Origin of the sequence: Streptomyces sp. NRRL WC-3605 (assembly GCF_001509795.1) — a bacterium.
Classification (GTDB): domain Bacteria; phylum Actinomycetota; class Actinomycetes; order Streptomycetales; family Streptomycetaceae; genus Streptomyces; species Streptomyces viridochromogenes.
On the sequence record NZ_LLZN01000051.1, the window covers coordinates 21,636 to 38,750 of the forward strand.

The following is a 17,115-nucleotide window of genomic DNA, read 5'->3' on the forward strand; positions in this document are numbered from 1 at the left end:
TCTCATGGGGAAAAGGGCGCTTTCGCATGCCGCGACATGCCTGTTTCCCTCTGTATCCAGCTGGAGGTACCCATGCTCAAGGGATACACTGTCCCGCTTTCTCCGAAGGGCGAAGCGAACGAGGCCCCGGCACCCCCCTGGCATTACTCCGGAGACGTCATCGGGGTCGAATTCTTCACCGATCCCGCCGCCGCGGAGGCCACGCTCCCCGAGGGGCTGACCCCTGATCCGGAATCGTCCGGACGGGTCGTCGCCTATTTCTTCGACTGGCAGTTCAACGGGGAGAACGACGAATACCTCGACCCGGTCTACAGCCAGTACCGCGAGTTCTTCGTCCTCGTCGACGCCCACTACGACGGGCAGCCCGTCTCATGGTGCCCGTACATCTATGTCGACAACCACCACGCGCTGGCACGCGGGCTGGTGCAGGGATTCCCGAAGAAGATCGGGCAGGTGCACCAGACCCGGGTCTTCGCCTCACCGGGGAAGGCGTCGCCCACGCTGTCGCCCGGCGCGCGCTTCGGCGCCAGCGTCTCCTGCGACGAGCGGACGCTCGCGCAGGCGAGGGTCACGCTGGAGAAGCCCCTGGAGGACCCGACGCCTCTGCTGAGCCGGGACACCATCAATCTGCGGCATTTCCCGACGCTCGAAGTGGGCAAGTACGACAAGCCGGCGGTCCACGAACTGGTGCGGATGGAATACGGCGATCAGCAACTGGCGGACGTATGGATCGGCAGCAGCGAGATCGAGCTCTTCGACGCACCGCGCGAGGAACTCGCCGATCTCCGCCCGGTGCGTGCGGGCATGGGATTCCGGGGCTCGATGTCCTACAACGTGACGCAGGTCTTTCCGCTCACCTGACGGGGGCGCCGTGCCCTCTGAACTCCCGCCAGCACACGAAACAGTTAGGTGCGCCAGATGAGCACGACAGTTGCCGACTGCATGGTAGAGGCCCTCGCGGCCTCCGGAGTGCGCCGCGTCTACGGTCTCCCCGGCGACTCCCTCAACGGATTCACGGACTCTCTGCGCCGCAACGGCACCGTGCGGTGGGCGCACGTACGCCATGAGGAGAGCGCCGCCTTCGCCGCCGCCGGGGAGGCCGCGCTCACGGGTGAACTCGCGGTGGTGGCGGGCAGTTGCGGTCCCGGAAACCTGCACCTGATCAACGGTCTGTACGACGCGCAGCGCAGCCGGGTGCCGGTCCTGGCGATCGCCGCGCACATCCCGGCCGACGAGATCGGCGGCGAGTACTTCCAGGAGACCCATCCCCAGGAGTTGTTCCGCGAGTGCAGCGTCTACGCCGAACTGGCCGCGACCGGCGAGCAGGTGCCGCGTCTGCTGCGGATCGCGATGCGCACGGCCCTGGAGCGCAGGGGCGTCTCCGTCCTGGTCGTCCCGGGCAACATGCTGCTCGCCCGCGGCGACGCGACGGCGTTCTCGCACCCCGTGCGGGCCACGGCCTCGCACGTCACCCCGGACTCCGCCGCCCTGGAGGCGGCCGCGGACGTGCTCAACCGGGCCGAGCGGGTGACCATCCTGGGCGGGGCCGGATGCCAGGGCGCCCACGACGAGGTCATGGCGCTGGCCGGAGCGCTGAAGTCCCCGATCGTGCACGCGCTGCGCGGCAAGGAGTTCCTGGAGTACGACAACCCGTACGACGTGGGGCTGACCGGTCTGATCGGCTACAGCTCCGGGTACCGGGCGATGGAGCACTGCGACGCCCTGCTCATGCTCGGCACGGACTTCCCGTACCGGCCGTTCTTTCCCGCCCCCGACGTCCCGGTGGTCCAGGTCGACATCCGTGGGGAGCACATCGGACGCCGGGTCGGCGTCAAGGTGCCGCTGGTCGGCACGGTCAAGGACACCGCCGCCGCCCTGCTGCCGCTCATCCGGGCCAAGGACGACACGAAGTTCCTCGACAAGCTCACCGGGCACTACCGCACGGTGCGCTCCCGGCTCGACGACCTCACCGAGGGCAAGCCGTCCGCGTCGATGATGCACCCGCAGCAGGTCGCGGCCGCCGTGGACCGGCACGCCTCCGCCGACGCCGTGTTCACCGCGGACGTCGGCACCCCCACCGTGTGGGCGGCGCGCTACCTCACGATGAACGGCCGGCGCCGGCTCATCGGTTCGTTCAACCACGGCAGCATGGCGAACGCCCTGCCCCAGGCCATCGGCGCCCAGTGCGCGTCGGGGAACGCGCGGCAGGCCGTGGCCCTGTGCGGGGACGGCGGGCTCAGCATGCTCCTGGGCGAGCTGATCACGCTGCGCCATCTCGACCTGCCCGTGAAGGTCGTCGTCTTCAACAACCGGGCCCTGTCGTTCGTGGAGCTGGAGATGAAGGCCGGGGGCATCGTCAACTACGGGACCGACCTGGAGGACCTGGACTTCGGCGCGATCGCCCGAGCGATCGGCCTCTTCGGGGCGCGCGTCGACCGCGCCGACCAGCTCGAGGAGACGATGCAGAAGGCGTTCGCCCACGAAGGGCCCGCGCTCGTGGACGCACGGACCGCCCGCCAGGAGCTGTCCCTGCCGCCCAACATCACGTTCGAGCAGATGAAGGGCTTCACCCTGTTCGCCACGCGCACGATCCTCACCGGCCGGGGCGACGAGATCGTGGAACTGGCCAAGACGAATCTGCGGCAGCTGCCCCTGTTGTGACGAAACGTCAAAGCCGTCGTGCCTGCCGCACCATCGCCGCGACCGAGCGGTCGACGTCCGCCTCGGTCGTGGCATGACCGGACACCGAGATACGCATCAGCCGCCGCCCGCGCCAGGTCGTGGCCCCCACCCAGCAGGTGCCGTCCTCCTGCACCGCCTGGACGACGGCGTCCGTGCGGGCGTCCGACCCGAACCCGACGAGGACCTGGTTGAGCGTCACCTCGTTGGCGACGTCGAAGCCCGCCGCCGACAGGCCGTCGCCGAAGCGCCTGGCGAGCGCGCAGCAGCGGTCGACGAGTTCGGTGACGCCGTCGCGGCCGAGCTCGCGGAGCGCCGCCCAGGTGGCGAACCCCCTGGCGCGGCGGGACGACTCGGCGGTGTAGTCGGCGCCGCCGGCCGGCGTCGCCTCGGCCCGCGTGAGATAGGAAGCGGAGTAGGACAGGGCGTCGGCGTGGACGGCGGGGCGGGAGCAGAAGGCGTACCCGCAGTCGTAGGGCACGTTGAGCCACTTGTGCCCGTCGCACGCCCAGCTGTCGGCCCGTTCGACACCGTCGACGAGGTGCCGGGTCGCCGGGCTCGCGGCCGCCCACAGGCCGAAGGCCCCGTCCACGTGCACCCAGCCCCCGGCCGCGTGCGTGAGGTCGCAGGCCGACCGGAGGTCGTCACAGGCGCCGGTGTTCACGTTGCCGGCCTGCGCGCACACGATCGTGAGCGCGTCGGGGTCGGCGGCCAGGACGCGGCGCAGGTCCTCGGTGTCGAGCGCGCCGCAGTCGTCGGTGCGCACCGGCTGGAGACAGTCGGTGCCGAGGCCGAGCAGCCGCAGGGAGCGGTCGACGGTGGCGTGCCGCTCCTCACCCGCGACCACCCGCAGGCGCGGGGCACCGGCCAGGCCCTGGCGTCCGACGTTCCAGCCTGCCTCGGCGAACAGGTGCTGGCGAGCCGCCGCGAGACCGGCGGTGTTGGCCGCCTGCCCGCCCGTGACGAACCCGGCGGACGCCGTCGACGGCAGGCCGAGCAGCTCCTTCAGGCGCTCTCCCGCAGCCGCCTCCGCGGCGATCGCGGCGGGGGAGAGCACGGCGTTGAAGGCGTTCTGGTCCCAGCCGGTGGTGAGGATGTCGGCGGCGGTGGCGGCGGGCAGGGCGCCGCCGACGACGAACCCGAAGAAGCGCGGCCCCGCCGACGCGACGAGCCCCGGACCGGCTGCGGCCACCAGCTCGTCGATCACCGTGCGCGGGTCGGTGCCGGGGCGGTCGAGGGGCGCGGCGAAGGCGGCCCGCAGCGCCGCGTGGTCCACGGGCCGCGCCACCGGCCGCTCGGACAGTGAGCGGCGGTAGTCGGCGGCCTGTTCGGCGGCGTGGTGGAGGATCGGCGTCAGCTCGTCCATGGCCGCACCGTAACCAGCCCGCCGGGACGTCCGGAAGCGGCCGATCGGGGAGGATCGCGTCCCTGGAACGGCGTGTGAGCGGGCGTGAGCGGGACGACAGGCACCGCGTGACCGGTGTCTCACCCCGCCCACATTGCTATGCAACGAGGTGCATAGCAGGATCGGGGGCATGGCGCTCGAGCACGCGATCCTCGTCTCCCTGCTGGAGAAGCCGGGCTCCGGCTACGAACTGGCCCGGCGGTTCGAACGTTCCATCGGGTACTTCTGGACCGCCACCCACCAGCAGATCTACCGCGTGCTCAAGCGCATGGAGAGCGACGGCTGGGTCGACGTCCGGGACGTCCCGCAGTACGGGCGTCCCGACAAGAAGGAGTACTCGGTCGCCGCACCGGGACGGCAGGCGCTCTCCGCATGGCTCGGCGAACCGACCGAGCCCGAGAGCGTCCGCCACGACCTCGCCGTCAAGGTGCGCGGCGCCGCCTTCTCCGACCCGGCGGCCCTCATCGACGAGGTCGAGCGGCACCGCGAGGCCCACACCGCCCGCCTGGCCCACTACCGCGCGGGCGAGACCCGCGACTTCGGCACACCCCCGGCGGACGGCGGCCTCGACGCCGAACGGGAACTCCAGCACGTCGTCCTGCGCGGCGGCATCGCCTACGAGCAGATGATGATCGCCTGGCTCGACGACGTCCTCGCCACACTCGCCCGCTTCCGCACCGGCGACTGACCGGTGCTTCCGCACCGTCGACCGACCTGCGGAGCAGGCCCTCCCGGGCCCCGGCCCGGACCCACCCTCACCCCTCCCAGCCGAAAGGCGGCTTCCATGGCCGACGCGCTGCTCTTCAACCCGCGGACCTACGACCCCGCGCACTTCGACCCGGAGACCCGCAGGCTGCTGCGCGCCACCGTCGACTGGTTCGAGGAGCGCGGCAAGCGCCGGATCATCGAGGACTACCGCACCCGCGCCTGGCTCGGCGACTTCCTCGCCTTCGCCGCGAAGGAGGGGCTCTTCGCGACCTTCCTCACCCCCGCGTCCGCCGCGGGCGAGGGCGAGGGCGACAAGCGCTGGGACACCGCCCGCATCGCCGCGCTCAACGAGATCCTCGGCTTCTACGGCCTGGACTACTGGTACGCCTGGCAGGTCACCATCCTCGGCCTGGGCCCCGTCTGGCAGAGCGACAACGCCGCCGCACGCGCCCGGGCCGCCGAACTGCTCTCCCAGGGCGAGGTGTTCGCCTTCGGCCTGTCGGAGAAGGCCCACGGCGCCGACATCTACTCCACCGACATGCTCCTGGAGCCCGACGGCGAGGGCGGCTTCCGGGCGAGCGGCTCCAAGTACTACATAGGCAACGGCAACGCCGCCGGGCTCGTCTCCGTCTTCGGCCGCCGCACCGACGTCGAGGGCCCCGACGGGTACGTCTTCTTCGCCGCCGACAGCCGCCGCCCGGCGTACCACCTCGTGAAGAACGTCGTCGACTCCTCCAAGTACGTCAGCGAATTCCGCCTGGAGGACTACCCGGTCGCGGCCGAGGACGTCCTGCACACCGGGCGGGCCGCCTTCGACGCCGCGCTGAACACCGTCAACGTCGGCAAGTTCAACCTGTGCACCGCCTCGATCGGCATCTGCGAGCACGCCATGTACGAGGCCGTCACGCACGCGCAGAACCGCATCCTGTACGGCCGTCCCGTCACCGCCTTCCCGCACGTGCGCCGCGAACTGACGGACGCGTACGTCCGGCTGGTCGGCATGAAGCTGTTCAGCGACCGGGCCGTCGACTACTTCCGCACCGCGGGCCCCGACGACCGCCGCTACCTCCTCTTCAACCCGATGACGAAGATGAAGGTGACCACCGAGGGCGAGAAGGTCATCGACCTGATGTGGGACGTCATCGCGGCCAAGGGCTTCGAGAAGGACAACTACTTCGCCCAGGCCGCCGTCGAGATCCGCGGCCTGCCCAAGCTCGAGGGCACCGTCCACGTCAACCTGGCCCTCATCCTGAAGTTCATGCGCAACCACCTCCTCGACCCGGTCGCGTACGAGCCCGTCCCGACCCGCCTCGACGCCGCCGACGACGACTTCCTCTTCCGCCAGGGCCCGGCCCGCGGCCTCGGCTCGGTGCGCTTCCACGACTGGCGGCCGGCCTTCGACGCCTACGCCCACCTGGCCAACGTGACCCGCTTCCGCGAACAGGCCGACGCGCTCTGCGAGTTCGTGCGCTCCGCCGCACCCGACGAGGAGCAGAGCCGCGACCTCGACCTGCTCCTCGCCGTCGGGCAGCTCTTCGCGCTCGTCGTGCACGGGCAGCTGGTCCTGGAGCAGGCCGCCCTGTCGGACCTCGACGAGGACGTCCTCGACGAGCTGTTCGCCGTCCTCGTACGGGACTTCTCCACCCACGCCGTCGAACTGCACGGCAAGGACTCCGCGACCGAGGACCAGCAGCGGTGGGCCCTCGGCGCGGTCCGGCGCCCGGTCGTCGACGGCGACCGCTCGGAGCGCGTCTGGCAGCGCGTCGAGGCGCTGTCGGGGGCGTACGAGATGATGCCCTGAGGGTGCGGTCGGCCCCTGATCCGACCTGACCCGACCCTGGCCCGGGGGCGGAGGCTCCCGGGCCAGTGGCTTGATCCATCGAGGTGCACTGCGTAAGGGTGTGCCCATATGCGTACGGGGGTTCGCACGGCGCTCGGTGCCGTGCTGGTGTCGTGGCTGGCGAGTGCGGCCTGTACGGCGGAGGGGCCGCCGAAGGCGAGCACCAGTGCCCGGATCGAGGTGGACCGGCCGGCGGCCTTCGTGGACGAGCCCGTCCACCTCCGCGTGACCGGGCTGCACGCCGGGGAGCCCGTCACCGTCACGTCCCGGGCCGTCGACGGCAAGGGGATGGAATGGTCGGGCCGCGCCCGGTACACGGCCGACGGTGACGGCGTCGTCGACCTGTCGCGACGCCGCCCGCTGAGCGGGACGTTCCAGGAGACCGACGGAATGGGACTGTTCTGGTCGATGCGCCCACGCAAGGGGGGGGCGGACGAGAGCTGGTTCGCCTCAGGCCCGCCCACCACGCAGCCGTCGTACGAGGTGCGGTTCGCGGTGCGCAGCGGCGACCGGGAGATCGCGCACCGCACGGTGACCCGGCGGTGGCGGGCCGACGGGGTCCGGCACGAGCGGCTCACCGTCGAGGACGACCGCATGGACGCCCTGCTCTTCCTGCCGCCGTCCGGCGCCGCCCGCAAGGCCCCCGTCCTGCTGTTCGGCGGTTCGGAGGGGGGACGTTCCTTCGACGGGGAGGCCGCCCTTCTCGCCTCGCGCGGCCACCCGGCGCTGTCCCTGTGCTACTTCGCCTGCGCGGGCCGGCCGAAGGAACTGCGCGACATCGAGCTCGAGTACTTCGTCCGGGCCGCGCGCCTGCTGCGCAGCAGGTCCGGCGCCGAACGGGACGGGCTGGCGGTCGTGGGCGGATCGCGCGGGAGCGAGGCGGCGCAACTGCTCGCCCAGTACCACCCCGACCTCGTCCGGGACGCGGTGGCGCTGGCACCGGGCACCCGCACCGTCTTCCCGGGGCACGACCACGTGAGCTGGACGCGTGCGGGCCGCCCCGTGCGGTTCGAGACCATCCCGCTCGACCGCGTGCGCGGCACGGTCCTGGCCGTGGCCGGCGACAAGGACCGTCTGTGGCTCTCGTCAGCCGCCGCCGAGAGCATCGCGGGACGGGCCAACGCCTCCGGCACCCGGCACGGGGCGCTCGTCTACGAGGGTGCCGGGCATGGAGTATCCGGAGTGCCCTACCAGGCCGCCGGCACATACATCCACGACCCGGCGGCGGACCGGTGGGGGGATCTGGGCGGCACGCAGGCCGCCGACGCCCGGGCGAAGGCGGACAGCTGGCCCCGGATCCTGCGTCTCCTGGACCGGTGACGGCCCGGCCGGGGACCGCGAATCGACGCCCCCTCAGAGGCGTTCGACGTACGGGGCCCGCCACGCCGGGGAGGGGTCCGCGCCCAGCTCGGTCCAGTACTCGCGGCCCTCGGTGATCAGCCCGTCCTCGACCGTCCAGAAGGACGCGACACGGTGGGTGCCCATCGTGTCGTGCGGCACCTGGACCTCGGACACCACGTCGCTGCCGGAAGCCACGATGCGCAGCACCTCGATCGACCATCCTTCCGGGTACTCCGCGTTGACGCGGACGTAGTTCTCCCGGCCCCGGATGCGTTCGCCGCTGACCGGCCATTCCACGGTGACGTCGTCCGCGAGGAGGGCGCCTACGCCTGCCCAGTCGCGTGCCTGCATACGGTCCCAGAGCAACTGCACGGTCTTCGAAGCTTCCATGCCGCCATCCTGCCGGGCACCACTGACAATGCCCTCAGGGCGTCCGGCCGGGTGGGCCGGCCACGGCGGCCGTGAAGCGGGCGGCGAGGTCGGCGACGGCCGTGCGCAGTTCCTCCCCGCCCTCCACACGGAAGGGGACGGGCAGCACCGCCAGCCATTCCTGCGCGTACATGGCCGGGTTGCGGGTGCTGCCCACCAGCACGCTGCCGTCCCCCAGCGGTTCCAGACGTCCCATCGGCGGCCGGATCCAGCGGGCCACCTCGGCCGGCGGCAGGTCGAACACCACGCGCGTGGGGTACGCCCAGCCGACGCCCAGATTCTCCTCCAGCACCGCCACCGGGTCGAGCCCGGCGGGCGGTTCGAACCGCTGCGCGGTCGTCTCGACCGTACGGACCCGGTCGACCCGGTAGGTGCGGACGGCGTCCGCGCGATGGCTGTGGCACAGCAGGTACCAGCGGCCGTAGCGGACGACGAGGGACCAGGGATCCACGTCCGCCACCCACTCGGCACCGGCCTCGCTGCGGTAGGTGATGCGCACGCGGTGGCGCGCCGCGACGGCACCGACGAGCTCGCCGGTGATCGCCGGGTCCGGACGGGTGGCGTACGGGTCCGGCGCCGCCGACGCGTAGGCGTGCAGCAGGGCCGCCTGGCTGCCGACGCTCTCCGGCAGTGCCTTGACGACCTTGCCGAGGGCGGCGCTGACCAGGTCCTCGGGGTCGGCGGCGCCCGGCTGGCCGCTGAGCACGGCCATCACCAGGCCGAGCGCCTCCGCCTGCGTGAAGTGCACGGGCGGCAGGCGCGTCCCGCGCCCCAGCCGGTAACCGCCGTGCGGCCCGCGGGTGGACGTCACCGGGATGCCGGCCTCGCGGAGGATCTCCACGTAACGGCGGGCGGCGCGCTCCGTCACCCCCAGTCGCTCGGCGAGTTCGGTCGCCGTCGTACCGGGGCGGACCTGGAGGATCTCCAGGGCGCGCAGGGCCCGGGCGGTGGGGCTGAGGTCGTTGGGCACCCGGGCAGGCTAGTCCGTCAACCCGGACGACCGCCCGAACGATCGTCCGACGACCGCCCGACGGTCGTCGGAAGACTGCCCGACGGTCGTCGGGGTGATCCGGCAGCCGATCGTCCGGATCTCCTCCTACGGTGGCGTCCGTCAACCGGCAGTAGGGGAGAGCATCATGGACATCCTGCTCATCGGCGGCCTGTGGCTGCACGGCTCCGTGTGGGGCGGCGTCGCCTCCGCCCTGGAAGGGCTCGGCCACCGCCCGGTGCCGCTCACGCTGCCGGGGCAGGGGGACGGCTCCGTGCCCGCCACGCTGGACGACCAGATGGAGGCCGTGCTCGCGGCCGTGGACGCGGCACCCGGCAAAGTCGTGGTCGCGGGGCACTCCGCCGCCTGCTCCCTGGCCTGGCTGGCCGCCGACCGACGACCGGACAAGCTGGCCAGGGCCGTCCTGATCGGTGGCATCCCGACCCAGGACGGCCGGCCGTACGCCGACTTCTTCGAGGTGAGGGACGGGGTCATGCCGTTCCCCGGCTGGGAGCCCTTCGAAGGTGCCGACGCCGCCGATCTCGACGAGGAGGCCAGGAACGCCTTCACGGCCGCCGCGATCCCGGTGCCCGAAGGGGTGGCCCGGGGTGTGGTGCGGCTGACCGACGAACGGCGGTGGGACGTCCCCGTCGTGGTCGTGTGCCCGGAGTTCACGCCCGAGCAGGCCCGGGAGTGGATCGACGCCGGAGAGGTACCGGAGTTGTCCCGGGCCAAGGAGGTTGAGTTCGCCGACATCGACTCCGGGCACTGGCCCATGATCACGGCACCGGACGAACTGGCCCGGATCCTGGCAGCGGCGGCCGACACGACCTGACGGACCCGGGGGGCGGGCGGAGCCCTGATGGGAGAGCTCCGCCCGCCACGGGCCGACCGTGAGCCGGCGTGTCAGTGCGCCGCGGCCAGAGCGCGGGCGTCCTCGGCGATGAGTGCCGCCCGCTCCTTGTCCAGAGCCTTGCCCGACTGGACCTTCGCCCACGTGGCCAGCACCGAGTACTGCTTGAGCCCGAGCATCCCCGTCATCGAGCTGATCGCCGAGTTCTTGGCGCCCGAGGTGAAGATGAGGTGGGCCAGCCCGGTCGGGGTCGCCTTGAGCGTGAAGGTCAGCGTGTCCTCCGCGGTGCCGCCGTCACCCGAGGCCACGGCCCGCAGAGTGTGCGGTCCGGCCGCGAGGGTGGTCAGCTCCAGGGGCGCACCGGCGCGCACGGGGCGGCCGTCCAGGGTGAGCGCCACCGACGTGCTGTGCTCGCTCTGCACCGTCGGCACCGGCGTCTGCGCGCGGTCGAGCACGGCGTCGGCGGCGGGGGAGGTGAAACGCACCGCAGGCTTGGCCGGTGGCTGCGCCTGACTCTGTCGGAAAGCGCTGTTCCAGCCGCTCAGTTCGGTCGGCCGGTTGGTGATCACGCCGTCGACACCGGCGCTCTCCAGGGCCTTCCAGCGGTCGGGGGCGTCCACGGTCCACACCATGACGGCCACGCCGGCCTTGTGCAGGTCGGCGATGACGGACGGCTTCTTGCTGAGCGCCCCGTCCTCCGGGTTGTAGGCGGCCAGGTGGAGTTCCTTCGCCAGGGCCACCGGGTCGGCGTCCAGGGTGCTGCGGAGCAGGCCGAGGGGCAGGTCCGGAGCGAGTTCGTGGGTGTAGCGCAGGGCGTCGACCTCGAAGCTCTGCACGAAGACGCGTCCGGTCATGCCGTGGGTGCGGATGGTGTCCACGATGGTGGCCACCTCCGCCTTGGTGTGCGCGCCCTTGATCTCGAGCAGGAGGTCGCCGACGCGGGTGCGCAGGTCGTCCAGCTGGGCGGCCAGCGTCGGGACCCGGGCTCCCTTGTAGTGCGGCGCGAACCACGAACCGGCGTCGAGCGCGTCGAGCTGGGCGGACGTCAGCGACCGGACGGGGCCGGTGCCGTCGGTCGTCCGGTCCACGGTGCTGTCGTGGAGGATGTACGGCACGCCGTCCTTGCTGGGCTGGACGTCGTTCTCGATGAAGTCGGCGCCGCCCCGGCGGGCGATCTCCTGCGACACCAGGGTGTTCTCGGGCGCGGCCGAGGAGGCGCCGCGGTGCCCGATGACGGTCAGCGGCGCTCCTGCGGGGCGGATGTAGCCCGCCGGCGGCAGCTCGGTCACCTTGAGGTCGTCGTACGAGGCCGAGGCCCCGTTGACCAGCAGGCCCTGCACGCCGTCGGCGGAGCGGGCGACGTTGGAGGTCCGCATGACCTCCTTGCCGTCGAAGTACCAGACGGCCTTGGTGCCGTGGACCTCGGCGGCTATCTTCACGTCCTTGCCGGTGCCGGCGGAGGAGGGCGCCGCGTGGGTGTCGGTGACGTTCCAGGTGTCCGCCGCGGTGCGCTGGGCGAACTCCAGGCCGTTGGCCGCCGTGGTCCCCGTGCGCATCGTGGCGATGGACCAGGGGACGGAGCCGTCCGCAGGGAGGTCGAGTCCCATGGCCGTCCAGCGGCCGGCGTCCACGACCGACTCGAAGCGCGCGGTGACCTCGATCCGGAAGTCGGTGAGGTGCTTGCCGAACGTGATCCGGCTCTGCTGCGAGGAGTTCGCCGAAGTTCCGTACAGGCGGCCGTTCTTGACCTGCCAGGTGCCGTCGACCGCCTTGAAGCCCTCGGGCAGCGAGGAGCCGGAGAAGTCGGCCGAGAGGACCACCCGGCTCGCCGGGGCGTCGGTGTCCGTGGCAGGGGTCGTGCCCTCGGCGTGGGCGGCGGCCGGCAGGGACACGGCGAGCAGCACGGAGGCCAGGAGCGCGACGCGGGAGCGCGGAGCACGCCGTGGCCGCGTGGCCGGCGACAGCGTGGAAGAAGGTGAAGTGCTAGGCATGCGGGCGACGTTAGGGACCGTCGGCGATCATGCCGGGCCGGGTGGATGAACGCCAGGAGACGGCTCGACGTCGAGTGGGTCGCGTCGGGCCTCGGGTGGTACGGCAGGGGGAGGGCGGACCACCTGCCGCCCGGCATCTCCCGAGGAACGGCCCCGCCCCGTCCCCGCGCCTTCCCCCGCCCGCGCCCCCGCGCAGGGCAATGTGGTGCAGACGGGCGCGCAGCGGCGTCGTCGCGGGAGCGGAGGTGTCGTGCAGGTGCGGGTGGAAACCCTTCGCCGGGGGTGGTCAGCGGCTCGCTCATGGCTCCCGCGAACCGTCCGGTGTGGCCGTGACGATCCCGGTGCCGGAGGCCCTCGTCCACGCGACCGACCAGTTCGCCGCGCCCCTGGGCGCGCACGTGGCGGCTTTGACGCCCGCCGGATGAACCGTCAGACGGGTGGCGGTACAGCCTCCTGAGCGCCCACGTCACCGCCGGTGAGCTGCGGCTCGACGTCCACGACACCCTCGACGGCCCGCGCCAGACGTACGGCGAGGGGGACCAGGGCGGTGTCGCGGACCGGCCCGCGCAGGGTGACGACCCCTTCGCGCACGCTGACGTCGATGGAGTGGCCGGCGACCGGACGCAGGTGGGAGACGACCGTGCGGCGGACCTCGTCCGCGATCTGGTCGTCGGGCCGCAGGAAGACCTTCAGCAGGTCGGCCCGGCTCACGATCCCCTGCAGAATGCCGACGCGGTCGACCGCGGGCAGCCGTTTGACGCGCCGCACCGCCATGATCCGGGCGGCCCGCGCGAGCGTGGCGTCCGGGTGGACGGTGACGGCGGGCGTGCTCATGAGGTCCCCGGCCGTGGTCGCACCGAGCGTCCGAGCGTGCGTGACCGGGTCATTGCGTCCTCCCTTCGGATGGGCCGCCAAGGTACGGGGAGGCTTTCTCCGCGTCCCATCCCTGGTCCGTCCTCCGCCCGGACGTGCCGAGGGCCGTGGTCCGGGGCTTTCGCACCCCGGACCACGGCCCTCGCGTGAACGACCGCTGCCGCGCTCGCCTACGGACGCAGCGTCCGGTGCCGCTCGATGTCCCGCTTGTCGAGCTTGGCGTCGAACTTCGCCAGCGGCTTGGCCGCCGCCGGGTTCTCCTGCACCGCGGTCGGCGCGACGTCCGCCCAGTCGAGGATGCGGGCCGTGGCCAGCGCCTTCTCCTTCTCGACCAGACCGGCGACGTTCGCACCGTGGTTCATGCCGGGCGCGGTGAACACGTACGCGTCACGCGCCTTCTTGCCGACGCGGAACTGCTCGGCGCCCCACGGGTCGTTCTCGCCGTAGACGAACAGCATGTGCCGGGCGTTGTGCCGCACCCAGGTGTCGACGTCCCGCATGGCCGACGGCTCGAACTTCATCGGGATGGAGCGCGGCACGAAGTTGCGGGGCGGCTGGTAGCCGTAGCGGATGTACTTCTTCTCGATGTGCGGGAAGTGGATGGTCGGCGCGCCCAGCTGCGTACCGGCCTGGTAGTAGTACGGCGTGTACGGCGTCAGGCCCTGGTCCGTGTAGGCCGAGAAGCCGGAGATCGTGTCGACGGAGGTCCAGATCGCGTCGTCGGTGGCGTTCTTGGCGTCGGCCGGGATGTCCGTGCAGTCGGCGAGGGTGCTGTACTGCCAGAAGCCCCAGACGTAGTCCAGGACGACCGCCTCGTAGGCCCGGTCCAGGCTGCCGATGGTGTCGAAGGTGTAGCCGTTCTCGGTGGCGTACGCGGCGTACTTCTTCTCCAGCGCGGTCCGGCGCACCAGCGCCTCGCGCTGCACGCCGTTCAGCCGGTCGCGGCACTCCTGGGTGCCGACGGTGCGGAAGAAGCGGTCGTAGGCCGAATCCTCCTTGTTCACCACGTCGTTGGGGGCGACGTAGGCGACGACGCCGTCCATGTCCTTGGGGTAGAAGCGCTCGTAGTAGGTGGCGGTCATGCCGCCCTTCGAACCGCCCGTGGAGATCCAGTTCTCGCTGTAGATCTTCTTCAGCGCCGAGAAGATGCGGTGCTGGTCGCTGGCCGCCTGCCAGATGTCCAGCTTCGACCAGTCGGCCGGCTCGGGTCGCGACGGAGTGAAGAAGCGGTACTCCATGGAGACCTGGTTGCCGTCCACGATCTGCGTCGGCTCCGCGCGGCGCGGCGTCGTCGAGACGCTGTAGCCGCCGGTGTAGAACACCGTCGGCCGCGCGGTGTCCTTGTGCAGCACGGTGATCCGCTGCTGGAACGTCCCCTTGGAGGGCCGGCGGTGGTCGACGGGCTGGGTGTAGTTGAGGACGAAGAAGCGGTACCCGGTGTACGGCTTCTCCTCGATCAGGCTCATGCCCGGGATCGAGAGCAGTCTCTCCTTGATGTCAGTGGTGCCGGTGGCCTCCGGCCCGGCGGCGGTGGCCGCCCCGGCCGAACTCAGTGTGCCTATGAGCACCGTGAGCGCCAGCAGCCATCTGAGCGCCTTGCGCATGCGCACTCCCCTGTGAGACATATGTGCGCCGGAAGCTACTCGACCAACTCCCCGCCACGCCAGGGGACATAGGGAAAACCCTGTGTGACGGGAGGGGTTCGAGGGTCGGCAGAAGGGGAAGCGGGCATCCCATGTCCCTGACGACGCAGGGGCAGGGCGCGTCCAAGCGCTTGCCGGACCGGCCCCGGACGTCCCGGGTGCCGGCGGACGCACGAATGCGGTCCGGGCTGAAGTAGGTGGCCCGGTCGGCGTTCATCGCGGCAGCTCCATCAGGTGGCCCTCCGCGACGAGGCTGACATGGCCGCCCACGGTGACCCCGTGGCGCTGCGGGCCGATGTCGTAGGCGCCGATGCTCATCGAGCTGGGCCGGCCCATGTGGCGGCCCTGACGCAGTGTCACGGTCTCACCCGCGACGAGCCGCCCGTGCCGGCGCAGATAGGCGGCGACGCAGCCGGCCGCGCTGCCCGTGGCGACGTCCTCCAGGATGCCGTCGTTGTTCCAGTGCCGGCCTTCGAGCTCGTCGGCGTCGAGCAGGTAGGCGAACTGCGCGCCCACCTGGCGGAGGGGCTCCGTGAGGTCGAAGCGGATGCGGGCCCTGTGCAGCAGCCCCGGCCGGACGGGGACGATGAGGTACCGCAGCCCGGTCGACACCACCTGCGGCCGCAGGCCGGGGTGCAGATCCTGCACTTCCAGGTCGAACCACGAGGACAGCCCCTCGATCTCCGGCTCCCCGAGGAACGACGCCGGCCCCTGGTCCAGAACGCCCTCGTACGACTTGCCGTTCTGGCGGACCTTCACCCGCACCGTGCGCGCCTTCAGCTCCAGCTTCCAGTCGACCGGGCCACCCATGCCGGCGAGATGGTGCAGCACGGCGGCCGCGCCGATCACCGGGTGGCCCGCGAAGTCGAGTTCCTCGGACAGATCGAAGACCCGCGCCTGGAACCCGGGGCCGGCGTCGGCGTTCCAGGGGAGGAGGAAGACCGACTCGAAGTGGCGCAGTTCCTGCGTGATGCGGAGCATCTGCGCCGGGTCGAGGCCGGTTGCGTCGGGGAAGACGGCGAGGCTGTTGCCGCCGTAGGGGACGTCACTGAAGACGTTGACGTGGAGGAATCGCATGTTCGGCCGGACTTTCGGGTGGATGTCGGGAGGGAGGATGGGGGTGTGAGCCTGAGGCGCCGGGGTGTGAGCCTGAGCGTCTGAGGGCCATCCTCGGCGCCGATGTGCCGCGTCAGCGGTAGTTCAGCTCGGCGAGCTCCGTGGCGAGCTTGGTGCGGAACGGAGTGTGGCCGAGCATCTGCAGGGCGATGTTGCGGACACCACGGGCAGCCGGGCGGCGCGTGGTGGCCAGGCGTGTCATGCGGTCGGCGAGCCTGACCACCTGCTCGGCGACGGGCCGGCGCGTGGCCTCGTACGCGTCGAGGGTTCCCGAGGCAAGGGCCCGGCCGAGGGCGTAGCCGTCCTGGATGCCCGTGTTCATGCCCTGCCCTCCGGCGGGGCTGTGCACGTGTGCGGCGTCGCCGGCCAGGAAGAGCCGCCCGGCCCGGTAGGAGTCGGCGACGCGGTGGTGCACCCGGAACCGGGAGGACCAGTGCACCTCGTGCGCGGTGGCCTGCCCGGGGACGCGCTCGTCCAGCATCCGCTGCAGGAAGGCCAGGTCGGCGGTCTGGGGAGCGTCGTCGACCGTGGCGACGATGCGGTAGCGGTCGCCGGGCAGCGGCGCGACCACGATCAGTCCGGCGCTGTGGAAGTTCAGGGACACCTCGCGCGGGCCCGGCGCCCAGCGCATGTACACGTCGGCGAGGACGAAGGACTCCGCATAGGCGCTTCCGGTGAAGCCGATGCCGGCGGCCTCGCGGACCGTGCTGTGCATGCCGTCGGCGCCGACGACGTAGTCGGCCCGTACGGTCTCCCCGCTGGTCATCGTGACGGTGACGCCGGACTCGTCCTGGACGACGGACGCCGCTTCGTAGGGACGGGAGGTGTCGGCACCCAGCTCCCGCAGCCGGGTGAGCAGGACGTCCTCGGTCTCGTTCTGCGCGACCATCAGCGTGTACGGGTGCGGCGTCGGCAGGCCGTCGAAGGGAATCGCCATCAGAGCGCGGGCGCCGTCACGGACGGAGAAGCGGGTGACCTTGATCCCGCGGCGCAGCAGCTCGGCGCAGGCGCCGAGCTCGTCGAGCACCTCGAGGGTGCGGGCGTGCACCACCGCGGCCCGGGAGGTGTTCGCGCCCTCCGCCTGGCGGTCGACCAGGACGAAGTCGACGCCCGCCTGAGCGAGGGTGATCGCCAGCGCCAGCCCGGTGGGTCCGGCGCCGATGATCGCGACGCGGGTGCGGGAGGGGAGTGCGGGCCGGTTCATGAGAATCTCTTGCTCCGTCGAAGATGTGTGCCAACATTTGTTGGC

At 71.7% G+C, this 17,115-nt stretch carries 13 protein-coding genes and 1 pseudogene; 6 read left to right on the forward strand and 8 right to left on the reverse strand.

The genetic code is table 11. The features are described from left to right. The first annotated feature begins 72 nt into the window (after nt 1-72). Together ADL34_RS14720 and poxB are read left to right on the forward strand one after the other, a co-directional pair. Nucleotides 73-861 (forward strand): acetoacetate decarboxylase family protein, encoded by a 789-nt coding sequence (locus tag ADL34_RS14720; RefSeq protein ID WP_062668437.1) that lies wholly within the window; start codon nt 73-75, stop codon nt 859-861. 57 nt (nt 862-918) lie between these two features. Next, nucleotides 919-2,661, forward strand: a complete 1,743-nt coding sequence (gene poxB, locus ADL34_RS14725) for a ubiquinone-dependent pyruvate dehydrogenase (protein WP_062668461.1) — start codon at nt 919-921, stop codon at nt 2,659-2,661. Between the two features lie 7 nt (nt 2,662-2,668). Here the strand turns inward: poxB and ADL34_RS14730 are convergent, their stop codons facing one another. Continuing rightward, nucleotides 2,669-4,045: a pyridoxal phosphate-dependent decarboxylase family protein gene (locus ADL34_RS14730; RefSeq protein WP_062668436.1), complete on the reverse strand. Its 1,377-nt coding sequence runs from the start codon at nt 4,043-4,045 to the stop codon at nt 2,669-2,671. A 169-nt stretch (nt 4,046-4,214) separates the two neighbouring features. Here ADL34_RS14730 and ADL34_RS14735 point away from each other — a divergent pair, with 169 nt between their 5' ends. The 3 genes from ADL34_RS14735 to ADL34_RS14745 all read left to right on the forward strand — a co-directional run bounded on the left by ADL34_RS14735 (nt 4,215) and on the right by ADL34_RS14745 (nt 7,952). After that, on the forward strand, nt 4,215-4,772 hold the full coding sequence (locus tag ADL34_RS14735) for a PadR family transcriptional regulator (protein WP_062668435.1): 558 nt from the start codon (nt 4,215-4,217) through the stop codon (nt 4,770-4,772). A 96-nt stretch (nt 4,773-4,868) separates the two neighbouring features. Then, complete coding sequence (locus tag ADL34_RS14740; RefSeq protein ID WP_062668434.1) at nt 4,869-6,593, forward strand: acyl-CoA dehydrogenase family protein; 1,725 nt, start codon at nt 4,869-4,871, stop codon at nt 6,591-6,593. A gap of 108 nt (nt 6,594-6,701) precedes the next feature. Further along, nucleotides 6,702-7,952, forward strand: coding sequence for an acyl-CoA thioesterase/bile acid-CoA:amino acid N-acyltransferase family protein (locus ADL34_RS14745; RefSeq protein ID WP_062668433.1), 1,251 nt, complete (start codon nt 6,702-6,704; stop codon nt 7,950-7,952). 33 nt (nt 7,953-7,985) lie between these two features. Here ADL34_RS14745 and ADL34_RS14750 read toward each other — a convergent pair whose 3' ends face one another. Further along, the gene (locus ADL34_RS14750; RefSeq protein ID WP_062668432.1) at nt 7,986-8,363 is read right to left on the reverse strand and encodes a nuclear transport factor 2 family protein; all 378 of its coding nucleotides are present in this window, start codon (nt 8,361-8,363) and stop codon (nt 7,986-7,988) included. 34 nt (nt 8,364-8,397) lie between these two features. Continuing rightward, nucleotides 8,398-9,372, reverse strand: coding sequence for a helix-turn-helix transcriptional regulator (locus tag ADL34_RS14755; protein WP_062668431.1), 975 nt, complete (start codon nt 9,370-9,372; stop codon nt 8,398-8,400). Nucleotides 9,373-9,538: 166 nt separating this feature from the next. On the opposite strand from ADL34_RS14755, the gene ADL34_RS14760 reads away from it, so the two are divergent. Then, on the forward strand, nt 9,539-10,225 hold the full coding sequence (locus tag ADL34_RS14760; protein ID WP_062668430.1) for an alpha/beta fold hydrolase: 687 nt from the start codon (nt 9,539-9,541) through the stop codon (nt 10,223-10,225). 71 nt (nt 10,226-10,296) lie between these two features. Here ADL34_RS14760 and ADL34_RS34820 read toward each other — a convergent pair whose 3' ends face one another. From ADL34_RS34820 to ADL34_RS14785, 5 genes and pseudogenes are all read right to left on the reverse strand, one after another. Continuing rightward, nucleotides 10,297-12,234, reverse strand: coding sequence for a glycerophosphodiester phosphodiesterase (locus ADL34_RS34820; protein ID WP_079034172.1), 1,938 nt, complete (start codon nt 12,232-12,234; stop codon nt 10,297-10,299). Between the two features lie 429 nt (nt 12,235-12,663). After that, a pseudogene (locus ADL34_RS14770) lies at nt 12,664-13,092 on the reverse strand (BON domain-containing protein); the annotation flags it as partial. A gap of 185 nt (nt 13,093-13,277) precedes the next feature. Further along, the gene (locus ADL34_RS14775; protein ID WP_062668429.1) at nt 13,278-14,711 is read right to left on the reverse strand and encodes a S28 family serine protease; all 1,434 of its coding nucleotides are present in this window, start codon (nt 14,709-14,711) and stop codon (nt 13,278-13,280) included. 252 nt (nt 14,712-14,963) lie between these two features. Next, nucleotides 14,964-15,827, reverse strand: a complete 864-nt coding sequence (locus tag ADL34_RS14780) for a PhzF family phenazine biosynthesis protein (RefSeq protein ID WP_062668428.1) — start codon at nt 15,825-15,827, stop codon at nt 14,964-14,966. Nucleotides 15,828-15,939: 112 nt separating this feature from the next. Then, the gene (locus ADL34_RS14785) at nt 15,940-17,070 is read right to left on the reverse strand and encodes an FAD-dependent oxidoreductase (RefSeq protein WP_062668427.1); all 1,131 of its coding nucleotides are present in this window, start codon (nt 17,068-17,070) and stop codon (nt 15,940-15,942) included. Between the last annotated feature and the right edge of the window lie 45 nt (nt 17,071-17,115).